At 67.7% G+C, this 17,491-nt stretch carries 14 protein-coding genes and 1 tRNA gene; 10 read left to right on the top strand and 5 right to left on the bottom strand.

Going from position 1 to position 17,491, the window contains the following annotated elements:
• The first annotated feature begins 33 nt into the window (after nt 1-33).
• From HZ321_RS10185 to HZ321_RS10160, 6 genes are all read left to right on the top strand, one after another.
• Nucleotides 34-1,455, top strand: a complete 1,422-nt coding sequence (locus HZ321_RS10185; protein WP_181702173.1) for an MBOAT family O-acyltransferase — start codon at nt 34-36, stop codon at nt 1,453-1,455.
• Nucleotides 1,456-1,468: 13 nt separating this feature from the next.
• Entirely contained in the window at nt 1,469-2,581 is a 1,113-nt protein-coding gene (locus tag HZ321_RS10180; protein WP_181702172.1) for an alginate O-acetyltransferase AlgX-related protein, read from the top strand.
• Nucleotides 2,578-3,960, top strand: coding sequence for an alginate O-acetyltransferase AlgX-related protein (locus HZ321_RS10175; protein ID WP_181702171.1), 1,383 nt, complete (start codon nt 2,578-2,580; stop codon nt 3,958-3,960). The genes HZ321_RS10180 and HZ321_RS10175 overlap by 4 nt, the downstream gene beginning before the upstream one ends.
• Before the next feature lie 2 nt (nt 3,961-3,962).
• On the top strand, nt 3,963-4,595 hold the full coding sequence (locus tag HZ321_RS10170; protein WP_181702170.1) for an alginate O-acetyltransferase AlgF: 633 nt from the start codon (nt 3,963-3,965) through the stop codon (nt 4,593-4,595).
• 74 nt (nt 4,596-4,669) lie between these two features.
• Nucleotides 4,670-7,474, top strand: a complete 2,805-nt coding sequence (locus tag HZ321_RS10165; protein WP_181702169.1) for a tetratricopeptide repeat protein — start codon at nt 4,670-4,672, stop codon at nt 7,472-7,474.
• A gap of 47 nt (nt 7,475-7,521) precedes the next feature.
• Nucleotides 7,522-8,610: an alginate lyase family protein gene (locus HZ321_RS10160; RefSeq protein ID WP_181702168.1), complete on the top strand. Its 1,089-nt coding sequence runs from the start codon at nt 7,522-7,524 to the stop codon at nt 8,608-8,610.
• Between the two features lie 109 nt (nt 8,611-8,719).
• On the opposite strand, the gene HZ321_RS10155 is transcribed toward HZ321_RS10160, so the two are convergent.
• The 3 genes from HZ321_RS10155 to gph form a co-directional block, all read right to left on the bottom strand.
• Nucleotides 8,720-8,794, bottom strand: a tRNA-Val gene (locus HZ321_RS10155).
• A gap of 106 nt (nt 8,795-8,900) precedes the next feature.
• Complete coding sequence (locus HZ321_RS10150; protein WP_181702167.1) at nt 8,901-9,560, bottom strand: MOSC domain-containing protein; 660 nt, start codon at nt 9,558-9,560, stop codon at nt 8,901-8,903.
• Nucleotides 9,561-9,570: 10 nt separating this feature from the next.
• Nucleotides 9,571-10,260, bottom strand: coding sequence for a phosphoglycolate phosphatase (gph, locus tag HZ321_RS10145; protein ID WP_181702166.1), 690 nt, complete (start codon nt 10,258-10,260; stop codon nt 9,571-9,573).
• A gap of 165 nt (nt 10,261-10,425) precedes the next feature.
• On the opposite strand from gph, the gene rpiA reads away from it, so the two are divergent.
• The 4 genes from rpiA (at nt 10,426) to HZ321_RS10125 (ending at nt 13,757) form a co-directional block, all read left to right on the top strand.
• On the top strand, nt 10,426-11,130 hold the full coding sequence (gene rpiA / locus HZ321_RS10140; RefSeq protein WP_181702165.1) for a ribose-5-phosphate isomerase RpiA: 705 nt from the start codon (nt 10,426-10,428) through the stop codon (nt 11,128-11,130).
• 18 nt (nt 11,131-11,148) lie between these two features.
• Nucleotides 11,149-11,649, top strand: coding sequence for a DUF2059 domain-containing protein (locus tag HZ321_RS10135; RefSeq protein ID WP_181702164.1), 501 nt, complete (start codon nt 11,149-11,151; stop codon nt 11,647-11,649).
• A gap of 30 nt (nt 11,650-11,679) precedes the next feature.
• Entirely contained in the window at nt 11,680-13,050 is a 1,371-nt protein-coding gene (gor, locus tag HZ321_RS10130) for a glutathione-disulfide reductase (RefSeq protein WP_181702163.1), read from the top strand.
• A gap of 320 nt (nt 13,051-13,370) precedes the next feature.
• Entirely contained in the window at nt 13,371-13,757 is a 387-nt protein-coding gene (locus HZ321_RS10125; RefSeq protein ID WP_181702162.1) for a hypothetical protein, read from the top strand.
• A gap of 116 nt (nt 13,758-13,873) precedes the next feature.
• Here HZ321_RS10125 and HZ321_RS10120 read toward each other — a convergent pair whose 3' ends face one another.
• Together HZ321_RS10120 and HZ321_RS10115 are read right to left on the bottom strand one after the other, a co-directional pair.
• Entirely contained in the window at nt 13,874-14,968 is a 1,095-nt protein-coding gene (locus tag HZ321_RS10120) for a porin (protein WP_181702161.1), read from the bottom strand.
• A gap of 615 nt (nt 14,969-15,583) precedes the next feature.
• Nucleotides 15,584-17,323, bottom strand: a complete 1,740-nt coding sequence (locus tag HZ321_RS10115) for a methyl-accepting chemotaxis protein (RefSeq protein ID WP_181702160.1) — start codon at nt 17,321-17,323, stop codon at nt 15,584-15,586.
• Between the last annotated feature and the right edge of the window lie 168 nt (nt 17,324-17,491).

The raw sequence follows: 17,491 nt of genomic DNA, 5'->3' as shown, positions 1-17,491 counted from the left end.
CATGCCGGCCATCACGCCGGGAGGTGAACGCGTATGATCTTCTCCTCCAACATCTTCGTTTTCGTGTTCCTGCCGCTGTTCCTGGCGGTCTACTACCTCACGCCGATGCGCTGGCGCTCGATGACCATCGTCATCGGCTCCTGGACGTTCTACGGCTGGTGGCGGGTGGACTTCCTGGCGCTCTACGCCCTGGTGACGGTGTGGAGCTACGTGATGGGTCACCTGATCGCCTCGGCCCGGGATCAGGAGAGTGCCAAGCTGCGCTGCATCGTCGGCTCGGTCGGCAGCCTGATGGTGCTGTTCTATTTCAAGTACTGGAACTTCTTCACCGCCAGCCTGATCGACGTGCTGGGCGTCACCTCGCCCGCCGGCATCTTCACGATGCAGATCATCCTGCCGATCGGCATCTCGTTCTTCATCTTCGAGTCCATCAGCTACATGATGGACATCTACCGCAAGGACGCCCCGCCGGCCCGCAACTTCGTGGACTTCGCCGCCTTCCTGGCGCTCTACCCGCACCTGATCGCCGGACCGGTGATGCGCTACAAGGACCTGTCGGCGCAGATCGTCTCCCGCACGCACACCTGGACGAAGTTCAACGAGGGCTGCGTCTGGTTCATGATCGGCTTCGCCAAGAAGGTGCTGATCGCCGACAGCGTCGCCCCGCTCGCCGACCTTCTGTTCTCCGCGGAAAGCCCGACCTTCACGGAAGCCTGGCTAGGCGCGACGGCCTACACCGTTCAGCTCTACTTCGACTTCTCCGGCTATTCGGAGATGGCGATCGGCCTCGGCCTGATGATCGGCTTCCGCCTGATCAAGAACTTCGACAGCCCCTACATCTCCCGCTCGATCACCGAGTTCTGGCGGCGCTGGCACATCTCGCTGTCGGAATGGCTGCGCGACTACCTCTACATTACCCTCGGTGGAAACCGGAAGGGCAGGGCGCGGACCTACGTCAACCTGTTCCTGACCATGCTGCTCGGTGGCCTCTGGCACGGCGCGAACTGGACCTTCATCGTCTGGGGCGCCTGGCACGGCGGCATCCTGGCGCTGGAGCGCGCGCTCGGCGGCAAGGGCAAGGAGAGCCCGTATCCGAAGCTGCTCGCCTGGCCGATCACCATCGTGGCCGTGATGCTGGGCTGGGTGATGTTCCGCGCCCACGACGTCGGCAGCGCCTTCGCCTTCTACGAGGCGATGGTGGGCCTCAATGGCTTCGCGCTGACGGACGAATACGCCTGGCGCATCACCGACATGCAGCTCGCCTGGCTGCTGATCGCCATCGCCGTCGTGTTCATCGAGCCGAACATGCGCCGGATCACCCGGGGCGTGCTGGCCATGGGCCGCAGCGCGATGACCGTCGGCATGGGCCGCGCCGCCCTCGTCACGGCCTTCGCCTTCGCGGTGCTGAAGATGTCGGCCGACAGCTACTCGCCCTTCCTCTATTTCCAGTTCTGACGAGGCCACCGAAATGACCGACGTCACCCTCCAGCGCGGGCTTCCGACCCGCCGCAAGATCGCCGCCACCGCCGGGATGTTCGCCATCCTCGCGCTGTCGCTCCCCGTCAACTGGGTGTTCTTCTCCGCCCGCGAAGGCAGCATCGACGACGGCGCCTCCTTCACCGAGGAGTGGCTGCGCGGCGGCCGTACGGCTGAGATCACCGCGCTCTACAACGAGCGCTTCGCCCTCAAGGACACCGGCATCGACCTCTTCGGCTCGATCGCCTACGTGCTCTTCGGCGAGGGGCGTGACGGCGTTCTGATCGGCGAAGACGGTTGGCTCTTCACCAAGGAGGACTTCGAGACCGACAAGCACTCGGCCGAACGCCTCGCACGGAACCTGATGCTCGTGACGGCGGCCCGCGACAAGCTGGCAGCGCAGGGCATCCGCCTCGTCACGGCCGTCGTTCCCTCCAAGGCCGGCATCTACGGCGAGCACCTCGGCGGCTATCGCTGGCCGGCAGAGCCCGCCGGTCGATACGACCGGGTGCTGCAGGCCCTCGCCGACGCCGGCATCCCGGCTGTCGACCTTCGCCCGGCGATGACCGCGGCCAAGGCCGATGGCCCCGTGTTCCTGAAAACGGACACCCACTGGACACCGCAAGGCGCTGCCGCGGCCGCCGGCGCGATCGCCTCGGTCGTCGGCACCATGGCCGACACCGGCGAACCCGCCGACTTCCGCCTTGTCGAAGGCCCGTCCTTCGAACACTCCGGCGACCTCCTGCGCTACGTGCGCCTCGGGCCGCTCGCGTACTGGATCGGACCGGAGCCGGACCGGGTCGTCGCGCTCGACGCGGAAGGCGAGGCCGCCGGCGGACTGTTGGGCGAGGCCGAGATCCCGGTCGCGCTGGTCGGCACCAGCTACTCCGCCGAGAGCCGCTGGGGTTTCGAAGCAGCGCTCAAGGCATCGCTGAAACGCGACGTCGTTAACCTCGCGGAGATGGGAAAAGGCCCGTTCGAGCCGATGGCGGCCTTCCTTTCCGGCGATACCGTTAAAAATGCACCGCCGAAGGTCGTCATTTGGGAACTCCCGGAACGCTACCTTGACGACGCCCAGAAGGTGGATTTCGGAGACCCCTCATGAAGCCTGTGCTTCGCCTGATGCTGGCGGCCTCCGTCGCGCTGCCGGCCGCCCCCGCCTTCGCCCGCGAAGCGCGCCCAGCGCCGGGCGCGGTGAAGGAGGGGACCCTTTACGCCTGCCCGGACATCTCCGTCCGGTCGCCGGCCACCAGCTTCTTCGACAACCCGGTCTACGAGGGCAAGGACGGCTGGTTCTTTCGCCTGAAGAACGACGTCGACGACTTTACCCTGCAGGCGCCGCAGGCCGTCGGCATGATGTCCCGGCTCGCCAAGGCCCTCCAGGCCCGCGGCGTGACGCTCGTCTACATGCCGATCCCCAACCGCGGCATGACGGACGGCGCCAAGATGCCGGAGGGCATCGAGGACGGCATCGTCTACGACGGCGACGTCGCCCGGACGCAGTTCCACGAGACCGTCGCCACCTTCCGCAGCGCAGGCGTGCCGACGGTCGACATCCTGAAGACCATGGCGGACGTGAAGCTCGCCGGTGACTTCCACTTCGCCCGCGACATCCACTGGCGTCCGGAAGGCGCCAAGGTGAGCGCCGAGTCTGTCGCCACCGAGCTGAAGCAGATCGCGGTCTATGGCGAGCTTACCAAGAAGGCCTTTGCCTCCGCCGACACCGGCGAGGCGGAACTCGCCTCGGCCATGCGCAGCGCGCTCCAGTCGCTCTGCACCGACAAGCTCGACGTGGAGAAACTGAACCGCTTCGAAACGGAGGCCGCCGAAATCTCCGCCGACGACCTGCTCGGCGGCGACGACAGCGAGGGACCGCCGGTCGCCATCGTCGGCACCTCCTATAGCGATCTGCCCGAGTTCAACTTCGCCGGTTTCCTCGCCGAGGCGCTGCAGGTCGACGTCGCCAACTACGCCATATCGGGCGGCGGTACCTTCACCGCGTTCATGCAGTGGTCGCACTCCGACCTGATCGACGGGCCGCTGCCGAAGTTCCTGCTTTGGGAAAACCCGGTCGGCTACCGCCTCGACGGCGACGGCATCACCAACTTCCGCCAGCTGATCCCCGCGGTGAAGGGCTCCTGCGCCGGGAAAGGCTCGCTGCACCAGGCGACGCTGACCCTGAAGCCGGGCGAACCGGCGACCGTCGAACTGCCGGAAACGGTCAGCGTCGCCGGCCACGACAGCTACCTCGCCATGTCGGTGTCCGACCGGCAGCTGCGGACGCTGAAGATCTCGCTCGATCACCGCGACGGCGACGGCGAGGACGTGGCCCTCACCCGACCGGACCGCATGGGCGACACCGACCGGGCCTTCCTTGAGCTGAGCGACGACTTCGCCGCCCCGCTCAAGTCCATCACCGTCTCGGCCCCCGTGAAGGCCGAGACCACCGTCACTCTCGACGTCTGCGCATCCAACGGAGCATGACCATGATGAAGCGCCTTCTCCTCGCCGCCACGATCCTCGCCGCTGCCCCCGTTGCGGCGCTCGCCCAGGACGCGGGGCTCTACGATCCGGCGCCCCCGGCCGACAGCGCCTTCGTCCGCTTCGTCGACGCCAGCCTCAAGGGCGACGGCACCGGCTCTGTCGACGGCGCGCCGCTCGACCTTTCCGGCGATGGGGTCTCCTCCTTCGTGGTGGTCAAGTCCGGCGAACACAGCGTCACCTACGGCGACGCCACCGCCTCGGCCGCCTTCGACGCCGGCAACTACTACACCGTGGTGTTCAACGAGGCGGGGCAGGGCCCGGTCGTCATCAAGGACGAGGTCCTGACCAACCCGGCCAAGGCCGGCCTCCACTTCTACAACCTCACCGGCGAAGCGGGCCTGTCGCTGGCCGCGCCCAAGCAGAAGGTCGCCATCTTCGAGAACGTCGGCCCCGGCGAGATGAAGTTCCGCCCCGTCGGCGCGGTGGATGTGGATCTTGCCGTCGAGTCCGGAGGCAAGACGGTGGTCGACGTCGGCTCGGTCAAGCTGGAGCGCCGCGCCGCCAAGTCCGTGCTGGTCGTTGCCAGCGCTGCCGGCCCGAAGGCCGTAGTGGTCGACAACACCGTCGAGCGTTGATCCGCCCGATGCGATCGCCGCTCGCGGAAACCCGCGGGCGGCGCCCCTGTGCCGAGTTGTGGAGCCTTCCCTCGATGCGTCTTGCCCTCCTGTTCCAGCCTGCGACTGCCCGCGCCCTGATGACCGGCGCCGCGCTGTTGGCGGCCTTGCCGGCGAACGCCGCCGGACTGCCCGCTTTCGCGCCGCCGGACGCCGCTTCGGCGAAGGCCTGCGTGGTGGAGAAGCCGGTCGAGCTCGGCTCCGACTGGACGGCCTGGGACGGCGGCAAGACGGACCGCTCGCGCGACGACCTACTTGCCATCGCCCGCGAATACGCAGTCGGCAGCGCGCGCGTTGCGCGCGATCCCGACGCCGCCCGCCGGATCCTCGGCCACCTCGCCAAGGCCAGCAAGGAAGGCGCGGGCCCGGAAGGCGCGGCGATCGAGGCCAGGATGCTGATCGCCACAGGCGACGAGGCCGACCGCACGAAGGCGATCGAGTTGCTGCGCGAGGCGATGAAGACCGGTTCGCGCTCCGCCGCCCGCTCGCTCGGCGATCTCCTTGCCGGCAAGGACGTCGACGGCGCGGTTCGCGCCTACCGTGTCGCCGCCGCCCAGGGCGACCCGCGCGCGTCGCTCGCGCTCGCCCGCCTCCTGAAGCTCACCGGCAAGGCCGATCCGGCGACCCTCGATCTCGCCGTCACCAACGCCTTTGCCGCCATCGTCTCGGCGGTCGAGACCGGCGACTGCCGCGCCGCACGGCTGATGACGACCCTCTACACCGATGGTGCTTTCGGTGAGCCCCGCCCGGATTTGGCGATGGCGTGGACGCGCTTCGCCGCCGAGAAGGCCGACTCCAGCGCCGCCATCCTGCTCGCCAAGGCCTACCACCGCGGCCTCGGCGTGACGCCCGACGAAACCAAGGCCGTGCGCTACTTCGAGATCGCCGCCAACGCCGGCCGCGCCTCCGCGCTGCTGCCGGTCGGCATCGCCTATGCGACGGGCGTGGGCGTGACTCAAGATCTGAAGAAAGCCGCCGAATTCCTTGCAAAGGCGGGCGAAGTGGGCCGTACCGACGCCTGGTACTGGCTCGCTCAGCTCTATCGCGGCGACTTCGGAGGTGCACCGGTCCCGGACAAGGCCTACGCCTATCTCGTGAAAGCCGCGGAACTGCCCGACGCCCCCGCCGACGTGGTGTTCGAGCGCGGCATCGCGGAGCGCGATGGTTTCGGCACGCCCAAGAACCCTGCGGCCGCGCTGGCCCACCTGGAGAAGGCCGCCGACGCGGGCTCCGACAAGGGCGCCTACGAAGCCGCCATGCTGGTGCGCACCGGCGCCGACGGCGTGCCGCGCGACCTCCCGCGCGCCGTCCGCCTGTTCCGCCTCGCCGCCTCCAACGGCAGCGCGGCTGCCGCCGTGCGCCTTTCCGAGGTCTACCGCTGCGGCATGGGCGTCGCCCAATCCACCGAGAAGGCCGCGACCTGGACCGAACGCGCGGCCTTCCTCGGATCGTCCAGCAGCATGGAGATCTACGCCCGCCGTCTGATGGCCTCGGCCGACCCCGAGACCGCCGCCCGCGGCCTCCTGCTGCTGCGCGAGGCCGCCCAGGGCGGCGACGCCGACGCGGCAGCGTCCATGGTGATCGCCTACGAAACCGGCCGCGGCCTCCCTGCCGACGCGGAGATGGCGGCCCGCTGGAAAGCTCATGGCAGCAGCCTCGCAGCCGCGCCGGGCGGCTTCGAGATCGCGCTCGCCAAAGCGCGTCTGGCCGAAAACGGCCTCGCCGCGATGGACGAAGCCCGCGCGCTCTTCAGCGCTGCCGAGACAGCCGGTGCGATCGACGCCCGCTTCGAACTCGCCCGCGCGCTGGACGAGACCGGATCGGCCGAGCCGCAGGACCTCCTCGATCTCCTGATCCCCTCCGCCAAGGCCGGGCACGTGCCGTCCATGCGCAAGCTGGGCGAACTGCTCGAAGGCAGCGAGCAAGCCGGCGGCAGGTCGGGCTACGAATGGCTCCAGGCGGCCGCGGCGGCCGGCGACTTCACCGCGTCACTGGCGCTCGCCAACGGTCTGCCGGAAGCCTCGCGCATCGCCGAACTGAAGCGGCTCGCCGAGGACGGCGGCGCCTGCAGCGCGGAGGACTTCTCCAAGCTCGGTCTCGCTTGGGTCAGCCTCGGTGCCGAGGGCAGGGCGGAAGCCGCCCGCTACGGCGCGCTCGCCTCCGAGACCGTCGAGCCCACCGACGGCGGCTCGCTGATGGCGCTGGCGGATATCATCATCGGCACCGACGGCGATCGCACCAAGGCCGAGTCCTACCTGCGCATGGCGCTGGAGGCCGGCGAGCCGAAGGCGCTTCGCCGGCTGGCGGAGGGTCTCGCCCGCGGCACCTTCGGTCCGCCCGCCCCGAAGGACGCCGAAACGCTGCTTGTCGGCCGCGGCGATGCGGGCGACTCCAGCGCCGACGTCCTGTTCCTGAAGCTCGCCGCCGACGACGTGCTGGCGCCCGAAGCCGCGGTCCTCGCACGCGTCATGGACCGGATCGGGTCGGATCTCGACACGCTCGGCGGCAATCTCCTCAAACTCGCCGCGAAGGCACGCAACGGTGCCTTCGGCGAGGACGGACGTCGCCGCGCCAACGATTGGCTGCTGCGCGCCGCCGAGGCGGGCAAGCCGGCCGCCATGCGCGCGCTGGCCGAGACCTACCTCTACGGTCCGGTGAACGGCCGTGATCCGCAGAAGGGCATCGCCTGGATGCAGAAGGCCGCCGACGCCGGCGACCGTGACGCCAAGCGGGCGCTCGCCGCCGCCTATGAAGTGGGTTTCGTGGTCGCCCCCGACGCGACGAAGGCCCGAGCCCTCAACGACGAAGCGGTGGCTGTCGAGCCGCCGGTCACCCAGTAGCCTCTGGTCGGCGCTCAGACTGCCGGTCTTTAATCCTTGGAGACACCATGACCCTGCGACGAGCCCTCGGACCCGTCCTCATCGCCAGTCTGCTGCTGGCAGGCCCGGCATCCGCCGCGATGCTCGCCCTGCCGTTCCCCGTCCCCTCCGTCAAGGCCAGCGGGTCCCCCGCGACCTGCGGCAACCGCGCCCCGAAGGCGGTGGTCTCGCTCGCCGTCACCAGCCGCTACGACCAGTCCGACAAGACCAAGTCGACGATCGACGACGATGCCGAGGAAGCCTACCAGCAGGGCATGAAGCCGATCCGCGACTATCTCGCCGACGTCTCGCAGATGGCGACCCGCTACACCGAATCGAACGGCGCCCGGGTCAAGGAGGCGGCCTGCGCGCTCGCCTGGATGGCGGCCTGGGCGAAGTCCGGCGCTCTGACCGACCTCGACACCCGTCAGGCCGTGCTTTCCTCCACCCGCATCATGGCCGGCCTGTCCATCTCCTACGCGCAGGTGAAGAACGCGCACGCCGGCACCCCAGAGGATCGCGCGCTGATCGACGCCTGGCTGCAGGAGTTCGCCGATCTGGTGAAGGGCAACTTCTCCGCCGACGGCACCGACGACCGCTCGTCCGACCGCCAGAACCACCGCTACTGGGCAGGCTTCTCCGTGGCGGCGATCGGCGTGGTGACCGGCGACCGCGACGATCTCGCCTGGGGCTTCACCAGCTACAAGATCGGTGCCTGCCAGATCCGCGCGGATGGGGTGCTGCCGATGGAACTGGCCCGCGGCAAGCGGGCGCGCGACTACCATATCCACGCCACCGGCCCGCTGGTGATGATCGCCGAACTCGCAGCGGCCAACGGCATGGACGCCTACGGCGCCTGCGGCGGCGCCATCCACCGCCTCGTCAAGTTCAACCTGGACATGATCCGCGACCCGCGGACTGTCGAGGCGATGACCGGCGAGAAGCAGCTGAAGATCCCCACCCGCAGCGGCGCCATCCGCGGCGACCGCGTGGCCTGGCTCGCGCCCTATCTCAAGCGCTTCCCGCAGAAGCGCTCGGTCGTCGCCGGCATCAAGCTGCCCGAGCGGCTCACCTCCAGCAACCTCGGCGGCAACCTCGGTACGCTGTTCCGGTTGTGATGGTGCATTCACCCGCACGGGGCGCCAGCCCTGGACGCAAACGGTCGGGCAGCGGAAGACTGCTGCCTGTTTGATCGCCGATGTCGGGAAAACTTTGACTGGAAGGGAATGGTGGGCGATGCAGGGATCGAACCTGCGACCCCTTCGGTGTGAACGAAGTGCTCTCCCGCTGAGCTAATCGCCCAAACCCGTTCCGGTCGTGGCGCGATATAAGGGGCGCCCGCCGGGCAAGTCAAGCCGGGATTGGCGGTGGGCGCCGTCCGGCCGGAACTGCCGCGAAAGTCGCGGCTTCAGCCCAGCCGCCGGTCGATCTGCTGCACCCACGCCTGCGCCAGCGCGGGGATCGCGCGCAGCGATCGCAGCGCCTCCACGTTCTGGAAATCGCGCATCAGCGTCATGAAACCGCGCTGCACCGGCCAGTCCGGGTGCGGGCGCTCGACGATCTCGGCCGAGTCTCCGGCGCGAATCGTGCCGGGTTCCAACACCCGGTAGTACCAGCCGGACCGACCGGTCTTCTGGACGCGCCAGGCAAGGTCTTCCACGCCGTGGCGGACGTTCAGCTTGAAGCAGGGCTGGCGGGCCTGGCTGACCTCGAACAGCACCGATCCGACGCGGATCCGGTCGCCGAGGTGCACGGTTTCCTCGGTCCAGCCGGCCGACGAGAGGTTCTCGCCGAAAGCGCCGCCGCCGGACAGTGAGGCGGGCAGGGCGTCACCGTAGTCGCTCCACCAGGAGGCGTAGTGGTCGAGGCTGTAGTGCAGCACCGCCTTGTCCACCCCGCCGTGGACGCTGCGGTCGGCCTGCTCGTCGCCGACGATGCCCTCCGGCCCGACCTGCACCGCCCGGTCCACCGGACGCTTGGCGATGGCCGACGGGGTCTCGCCATCGGGAAGCCGCACGATGCGGCCGATCTGGATCGAGGCGATCACGGTCGGAGCGGGAATCGGCATCGGTAGCTCCTCAGGCAAGCGCGTCGGCAAAGGCGGGGGAGATGGCGGCAAGCGCCTCGTCGATCGCGTCGAAATGGTCGATCACCGCGTCCGGACCGAGCGCGCCGATCGGCTCCGGCGTGTAGCCGAAGGAAACGCCGATCACCGGGATCCCCGCACCCTTGGCGGCGGCGATGTCGGCGTCGCTGTCGCCGACCATCACACTCGCCCCGACCAGCCCGCCGGCGGCCTCCACGGTGCCGATCAGGTGGTCCGGGTGGGGCTTGCGGACGGGCAGGCTGTCGCCGCCGAGAATTGCGGCGAAGCGGTGTGCCAGCCCAAGCGAGGCCAGCAGCGGCACCGCGAGATGGACGCGCTTGTTGGTGCAGACGGCGAGCCGGATGCCCCGGGCCTGAAGCCGGTCCAGCGCCTGCACCGCGCCGGGAAACGGCACGGTCTCGCTGGCGAGGCGCCCGGCGTAGATCTCAATGAACCGAGCGACGAGGTCGTCGATCCGCTCCACCGCCAACGCCGCGCCGGCCCGGCGGAACCCCTCCACGATCAGCGAGCGCGCGCCCTGGCCGAAGTTGGTGGTCAATGCCGACCGGTCCACGGTCGGCAGCCGCTCCTCGGCGAGCACCGCGTTGAGGGCTCCGAGAAGGTCGGGGGCGGTATCGAGGAGCGTTCCGTCGAGATCGAGCACGAGAAGCGGCGCGGTCATGATGTCTCCGGCAGTGACGTCCGTGGATAGCCGCGTGTGTCGTGAGCGGCAAGCGGAACCGTGGCTGTTCCGGCGGCTCGGACACCCGTGTTCCCCCAAGCTTGACCCCACCCACCCACGTGGTAAGAGCGCAAACGTTTCGTTATGGCCGTGCCGGGTGGGTTGATGTCGTCGGACGAGATGAAGAAGGCCGCAGCCGCGGCGGCGCTCGAGGAGGTCCGGCCGGGCATGCGGCTCGGGCTCGGAACGGGGTCGACAGCCTCATGGTTCGTGAGGCTCCTCGCCGAGAAGGTCAGGGACGGCCTTGATGTGGTCGGCGTGCCCACCTCGGAGGCCACCGATCGGCTCGCCCGCGAGCTTGGCATCCGCATCATCAGCCTCGACGACGTCGCCGGCCTCGATCTCACGGTGGACGGTGCCGACGAGTTCGACCCGGACCTCAACCTCGTCAAGGGCGGCGGCGCCGCGTTGCTGCGCGAGAAGATCGTCGCGGCCGACAGCCGCCGCATGATCGTGATCACCGACGAGAGCAAAGAGGTAGAGGCGCTCGGCGCGTTTCCGTTACCGATCGAGGTGGTGACTTTCGGCGCCACGGCGACCGTTCGCGCCATCGCCGACGCCGCACGTCGATCCGGGCTATCGGGCGGCATCTCTTTCCGGCAGGATGGGTCTGGCAACCGCCTCGTCACGGATCAGGGCAATTGGTTGGTGGATGCATCATTTCGCCGGATTTCGGACCCAAAAGCACTCGCACTCGCCCTGAACCGGATTCCCGGCGTGGTCGAGCATGGGCTCTTCATCGATATGGCCTCGACGGTGATCGTCGCGGGTCGATCCGGCATCAGGCGTATCGATAGACAAACGATTTGATCTCTCCGGAGGAGAAGAATGAAAAACCATCGAATCCGGGTGGCCGGGTTGGCCCTGGTCGCGGCGCTTCTCGGCACTTCGCCGGTGCTGTCCCAGGACTACGCGGAGAGCCATCTGGCAGCCGCGCGCGCCACCATCGCCGCCGCGCACGCCTCCGAGCAGTTCGACCAGATCCTGCCGGTGCTCGCCGATCAGGCCAAGGCCCTGTTCCAGCGCTCCAATCCCTCGCTCGTCCAGGAAATCGACGCGGTCGTCAACCAGATCGCCCTCGAACTCGCCAAGCGGCGCCCCGAACTCGATCGCGAACTCGAGCGCGTCTGGGCCGCCCGCTTCACCGAGGACGAACTGAAGGAGATCACCGCCTTCTACTCCTCCGCCGTCGGCATGAAGTTCGGCCAGAACATGCCGCTGGTGATCCAGGATTCGATCCGCTCCGCCAGCATCTGGCGCGATGCGCTCTCCACCGAGCTGGTCACCAAGTCGCGTGAAGAGCTGATCAAGCGCGGCCATCAGTTCTAAGGCCCGCCCGTCCTGATGCCGGAATCCGCGATGGCGAACTTCGACTACGACCTCTTCGTCATCGGCGCCGGGTCCGGCGGCGTTCGCGCCGGCCGCATCGCTGCGGGCTACGGAGCGCGGGTCGCCATCGCCGAGGAATACCGGGTCGGCGGCACCTGCGTCATCCGCGGCTGCGTGCCGAAGAAGCTGCTCGTCTACGCCTCGCGCTTCACCTCCGAGTTCGAGGACGCTTCCGGCTTCGGCTGGACCCTGGGCGAGGCGTCCTTCGACTGGACCACGCTCCGCACCGCCAAGGATCGGGAGATCGATCGTCTCGAGAAGGCCTATGTCGCCAATCTCGAGCGCTCCGGCGCCGAGATCATCCGCGCCCGCGCGGTGGTCACCGGCCCGAACAGCGTGCGCCTCTCCGACGGGCGGACCGTCACCGCCGCCCATATTCTCGTCGCCACGGGCGCCTGGCCGTTCCTGCCGGCCGGCGTGCCGGGGATCGAACGCGCAGTTACCTCCAACGAGATCTTCGACCTGCCGGCGCTCCCAGAACGGGCGGTGATCGTCGGCGGCGGCTACATCGCGGTGGAGTTCGCCGGCATCCTGAACGGCCTCGGCGTGGAGACGACGCTGATCTACCGCGGCGAGCAGATCCTGCGCGGCTTCGATCGCGAGATGGTCGACAAACTCGCCGCCGCGCTCACACACCGCGGGATCCGGATCCTGACGCGCTCCGACATCGTCTCCATCGGGGACGGCGACGTTGGCCCGGTGGCAACGCTGAACACCGGCGAGTCGCTGCCTCCCTCGCTCGTCATGTACGCGACAGGACGTCTGCCCAACACCCGCGACCTCGGCCTTGAAGCGGCCGGCGTGGAACTCGACGCGGTCGGCGCCGTGAAGGTCGACGCCTGGTCCCGCTCGTCGGTGCCCAGCATCTACGCCGTCGGCGACGTGACCAACCGCGTGAACCTGACCCCGGTCGCCATCCGCGAGGGCCATGCCTTCGCCGATACGGTTTTTGGTGGACGCGAAGTGCTGGTGGATCATGGGCTGATCCCGACGGCCGTGTTCACCACGCCGGAACTCGGCACGGTCGGCATGACAGAAGAGCGCGCCTGCGCCACTCACGAGGCGGTGGACGTCTACAAGGCCGAGTTCCGCCCGATGCGCAACACGCTCGCTGGTCGCGACGAGCGGATGATGATGAAGCTCATCGTCGACGCGATCTCCGACCGCGTTCTCGGCGTCCACGTGATGGGGGAGGGGGCGGGCGAAATGGCTCAGCTGCTCGGCATTCCCATGATGATGAACGCCACCAAGGCCGACTTCGACCGCACTATGGCGGTTCATCCGACCGCAGCCGAGGAACTGGTCACGCTGCGTACGCCGAGCGTGAAGCACCGCCGCTGACCGCCCCGCCGCAGAGGGCTCCGAAACGACAGAAGCCCCGGCGGACTAACGACCAGCCGGGGCTTCGTGTTGGATGTCAGGCGCAGCATAGGGGCTCATCCGCTGCAACTCAGATGATAGATGCTTTTCGCCGTCTGAGCTAGTCCGATCCCATATTTGTGATTCGTTGCCTCGAACCGACGCCCAGGCGGAAATTTGCGGTATTCCGCAAATATAAAGCCCTAGCTTCAGCTCGAGCTTCGGGATGTCGTCAGCAACCGAGCGTAAGGTCTGGTGGAACGTCTTTGCAACTGCGTCGTTTCTCAGTCTCTGGATGCACGATGCATTTGGAAGATTTGTCTGCCGAACGCAACGCACAAAACGACGAGGTCGACATGACGATGAAGATTCTGAAGATGACCGCCCTGGCCACCCTGATCGCTGCCGGTTCTACCGTGGCTTTCGCGCAGGACTCCGGCAACAGCGGCTCGAACGCTGGCAACAATGCTGCTTCCGGCAATGATGGTTCCGCTCTCGGCGGCGCCGCGGCCACTGGCTCCACCGGCTCGGACGGCACCGCGGGCGGCACGACCGCGAACGGCGCCACCTCGACCGTTCAGCAGGGCGAGGGCGACAGCGTCGGCAAGTCCCCGCAGACCGCTCCGTGCCCCGAAGGCTACAACGCCAAGGACGACGGCACCTGCGCCGAAGCCAACATGCAGCAGTAATCAGGTTTCCTGATTGGATCGAGCCGGCGCCGGGAAACCAGCGCCGGCTTTTCCATGGCCGTAACGAAAAACGGCCCGGCTTTTGGCCGGGCCGCTCTAGTCGAACCGTTACTGGATTACCAGTTGCGGGTCAGCTGGACGATGCCAGTGAAGTTGTCGTCGTCAGCAGCGTCGGAGTCGGAGTAGTTGACTTCGCCGGTGAGAACGAGGCCCGGCGTGACGGTGTAGTCGACACCAGCGTTGACGAAGAGACGCTCTTCGACACCCTGCGCGTAGGCGTTGTCGTCGTAGACGACGCCGGCGTAGACGCCAACCGCTTCCGAAGCGGTGTAGTAGGCCGACAGCGACACGAAGTAGCCATCGTCTTCCGTGCCGACGCCGACGACTTCATCGTCCCAGTTCACGTAGGCCGCGGCAGCGCGGAGCTCGAAGTTGTCGACGAGCTTCAGGTTACCGGTGAGCTTGGCGAACCACTCGACGTCCTGGATGAAGACGGCGCTCAGGTCGATACCACCCCAGGGCTGATCGCCGATACCGATGCGAGCAGCGATACCCGGCATATCGTCACCACCTTCTTCGCCCGGCTCGCCGAAGATGCCGTCGCCGTCGAGGTCGAGGTCACCATCGCCGAAGGAAGCGCGCATGGCGCCGCCGTTGGGATCGAAGATCGACGCGCCAGCGTAGAAGCCACCGCCGAGGTCGTCGGCGAGGACCGTCAGCTGAACGGTCTGGAAGTCGAAGAAGGTGTTGTCGTTGATGCCGTGCAGGACGGCGACGTCAACCGGCGTACCGGCGTAACCGGCCGTCAGCCAGCCGAGCTGGATGAAGGCGCTGTCGACGGTCGTGGAGTTGTCCGACGAGTCGGCGTTGATGCGGAAGAACGAACGCAGCTGGCCGTATTCCGTGGCGGTGCGGGCGTCGAAGTCGACGCGGGCATCGGCGCGGAACTGGACCTGGTCGGCGCCCGTGCCATCCGGATCACCAAAGGTGTCTTCGTCGGTGCTGGCCGTCACGCGGAAGCGGACGCGGCCAGAGATGTCCAGGCAGGTCTCGGTGCCGGGGATGTAGAAGAAGCCCGCGCCGAAGGTATCGCAAACCTTGACGTAGTCGACGGCCGCCGGAACGACCTCGCCCGGCAGGTCCGCAGCCTGGGCGCCAGTGACGGCCATAAGGCCGGCGGCGGTGCCGAGCAGGATGCTCTTGATGTTCATTTCCTGACCTCCAAAGTCAACCAGAGAAGAAACCGGGTCTCGACCTCGAGCTGTGGCCATTCCGGTTCCCTACGGCGCCGAACCGCGTACTGTGGCTGCCACCCCTGACAGCCGGCGATCCGGCGTGATGAGCTCGATGCCCCGAACTCATATTCAGAACTTCACCTATTTGGAGGTTTGCATGCAATGGGCATCAGCGGCCGAAAGCCCGAAACGGGGGTCTTTCACATGCAATGTGCCATATATACAACAGAACAGATATGCGCAGAAAACCAACTGTTAACAGGCAGTTAAGCGCAGAATTGCCTGTCCGGGAAAAGCGAGTGCCATGAAGCGCTTCGAGCGCGCGGTGTGGCATCCGGATCGTTCACCACGGCAAGCGGATGGACCGCCCAGCGGAGTCCAGATGCCGGAATCGGGCACCCGAACCTCCTCGCCGCATCCGAATCCAAACCGCCGTCCCGGCGACTCGGCCGGGGCGTAATCCGTTTCGTGACGTGTTTGAAGGGGATGGCGGGCGGCGGCGCGAAGGATGCAGTGAATGCCGGGTCCGGTGTCGAACCCGACGCCGCGCGAAACCGTCGGCGTGCGCGGCTGTCGGCCGCGCCGGCGACGTCAGAGCTTATAGGCCATCCGGAAGCCGCCCCAGTGGCGGCCGGCGACGGTGATCGGCGCATCGACCTCCTTCATCAGGATGATCTGGCCGTTGCCCATGTCGCGCCTGTAGGCCTGGATCAGGAACGGGCGCGTGTTGCGCGCGGCAAGCAGGCCTGTCCTGTCGTCGAAGATCCGCCGGTTTCGGCAGTTGGCCGTATTCCAGGCCGTCTCGCCGGGCCGCTGCGGCTTGGAGAAGACGGCGTTGTGGACCGGAAGGTACCCGTTCCGATCAACCGCCGCGCAGAATGCCATACGGGAGTCGGTCGCCAGCAGCGCCTCTTGCATCGGCGCCAGCCGGCTTTCCAGGAAGCCGAGCCCGCGGGTGCGGAACTGCACCGGGTCGCTGCCGGGAATCGGTTGGTAGTCCACGTCGAACAGGTCGTCCGTCCGAACTTCGCCGCGCGCGATCGCCATCTCCAGAAGGGCCGAGATGTCACCCGCCGCCTGGGTCGCACGTTCGATCAGCGCCTGGTATTCCATCCGGATCCCGGCCACGAATGCCGCGATCCGCCCCTCCGTGGTCTCGTCGACGGGTTGGAAGCAGACGTGGACGCCGAGCGGACTGACGCCGACGACCCGCGCCGGCACGCGTCCGGCGCCGTCGAGGTCGAGCGTCAGCGTCTCCCCGACGTGGGGTGCGCCGCTGGCGGGAGTCTTGATCAGCAGTCCGCCCTCCGACACGTCGACCGTCGAAGCGGACTCGATCGCGCTGCCGCGGGCGAGCCGCACGGTTCGCTCCGCCGGGAACCGATCGTGCCGCCGCCGGTCGCCGGCCGGGCTCTGTCGCAGCATGGTCATCAGTCGTTCGCTGGAGCGGTCGCTGCTCGCCGACACTTGGCGCGCGGACTCGCTGACGAGGCGGACTTCCTGGCTCACCGCCTCGCTGGACGCGGCGATCTCGCTTGCTCGACTGGAGACGGTGTCGATGAAGGTGCGGGTTTCCTCCGCATGGCCGGCCGCCGCGCCGATCACCGAGCCCTGCGCCTCGACCGCCTTGGCGATGACGCCGAACGCCGGTGTGATCCGCTCGATCGAGTCCACCACGTGCCCGACCGCGCCGATCGACTGCCGCGCTGTGGACTGCAGCCGGGCGATGTTGGCGCGGATCTCCTCTGTCGCCTTCTGCGTCTCCACCGACAGCGCCTTCACCTCGCTCGCCACGACGGCGAAGCCGCGGCCAGCGCTACCGGCGCGCTCCGCCTCTATCGTCGCGTTGAGCGCGAGCAGTGTGGTCTGCTTGGTGACTTTGGCGATCAGTCCGACAACCGCTTCGATCGCCGAAATGGCATCCCCCAGCTCGCGCATGCCGGCGCCCACGCGGGCGGCATCCTCCTGCGCCACCGTGGCCAGCCCCGTCGCGCGATCGAGCTCGCCGGAGATTTCCCGCCCAGCCTCGGTGATGGAGCGAAAGGAGTGGGTGAGCGCGTTCACGGTGGCCGTCGCACCGTCCACGGCCTCGACCAGCGTCACGGCGGTCCGGTTGATCTCCTCGGACCGTCCGAGCGCGACATCCACCCGGCCCGTCATCGATTGGGTTGCCGAAGACAGCACCGCACGGGTCCGGGCGATATCCTCCTCGATCAGGAGGAGCGTGCCGTCGTCCCGGCCCGTGGTCGGCGCGGCCGCGGCCGCTGCAGCGACGACTGGGAGAACCTCGGACGGCTTCGGCTCCGAGCGGCGTTGAAACAGCGAGCGCAAATTTTGCCCCACAAATTGTTCGCGAATTGAGCATATGACAAAATAAAAGGATTAAACCGGCGTGTACGGCGGTCAAATGAAGGGTAGATCAAAATACCTACAGCGATGATTGTTTTGCTGGATCTTGCCCTGAAATGTACGGCGACAGCGACTGGCAGGTTCGCAGGA

The organism is Chthonobacter albigriseus (assembly GCF_013839445.1).
Lineage (GTDB): Bacteria > Pseudomonadota > Alphaproteobacteria > Rhizobiales > Pleomorphomonadaceae > Chthonobacter > Chthonobacter albigriseus.
This window is presented reverse-complemented; position numbering and strand designations above follow the sequence as displayed.

What these genes read in the sequence shown, in the direction of transcription:
- rpiA (WP_181702165.1), top strand. Translation starts at nt 10,426, where the DNA reads ATGTCGTCGGACGAGATGAAGAAGGCCGCAGCCGCGGCGGCGCTCGAG.
- gph (WP_181702166.1), bottom strand. Translation starts at nt 10,260, where the DNA reads ATGACCGCGCCGCTTCTCGTGCTCGATCTCGACGGAACGCTCCTCGAT.
- HZ321_RS10135 (WP_181702164.1), top strand. Translation starts at nt 11,149, where the DNA reads ATGAAAAACCATCGAATCCGGGTGGCCGGGTTGGCCCTGGTCGCGGCG.
- HZ321_RS10185 (WP_181702173.1), top strand. Translation starts at nt 34, where the DNA reads ATGATCTTCTCCTCCAACATCTTCGTTTTCGTGTTCCTGCCGCTGTTC.
- HZ321_RS10170 (WP_181702170.1), top strand. Translation starts at nt 3,963, where the DNA reads ATGATGAAGCGCCTTCTCCTCGCCGCCACGATCCTCGCCGCTGCCCCC.
- HZ321_RS10175 (WP_181702171.1), top strand. Translation starts at nt 2,578, where the DNA reads ATGAAGCCTGTGCTTCGCCTGATGCTGGCGGCCTCCGTCGCGCTGCCG.
- HZ321_RS10150 (WP_181702167.1), bottom strand. Translation starts at nt 9,560, where the DNA reads ATGCCGATTCCCGCTCCGACCGTGATCGCCTCGATCCAGATCGGCCGC.
- HZ321_RS10180 (WP_181702172.1), top strand. Translation starts at nt 1,469, where the DNA reads ATGACCGACGTCACCCTCCAGCGCGGGCTTCCGACCCGCCGCAAGATC.
- HZ321_RS10120 (WP_181702161.1), bottom strand. Translation starts at nt 14,968, where the DNA reads ATGAACATCAAGAGCATCCTGCTCGGCACCGCCGCCGGCCTTATGGCC.
- HZ321_RS10160 (WP_181702168.1), top strand. Translation starts at nt 7,522, where the DNA reads ATGACCCTGCGACGAGCCCTCGGACCCGTCCTCATCGCCAGTCTGCTG.
- HZ321_RS10125 (WP_181702162.1), top strand. Translation starts at nt 13,371, where the DNA reads ATGCATTTGGAAGATTTGTCTGCCGAACGCAACGCACAAAACGACGAG.
- gor (WP_181702163.1), top strand. Translation starts at nt 11,680, where the DNA reads ATGGCGAACTTCGACTACGACCTCTTCGTCATCGGCGCCGGGTCCGGC.
- HZ321_RS10165 (WP_181702169.1), top strand. Translation starts at nt 4,670, where the DNA reads ATGCGTCTTGCCCTCCTGTTCCAGCCTGCGACTGCCCGCGCCCTGATG.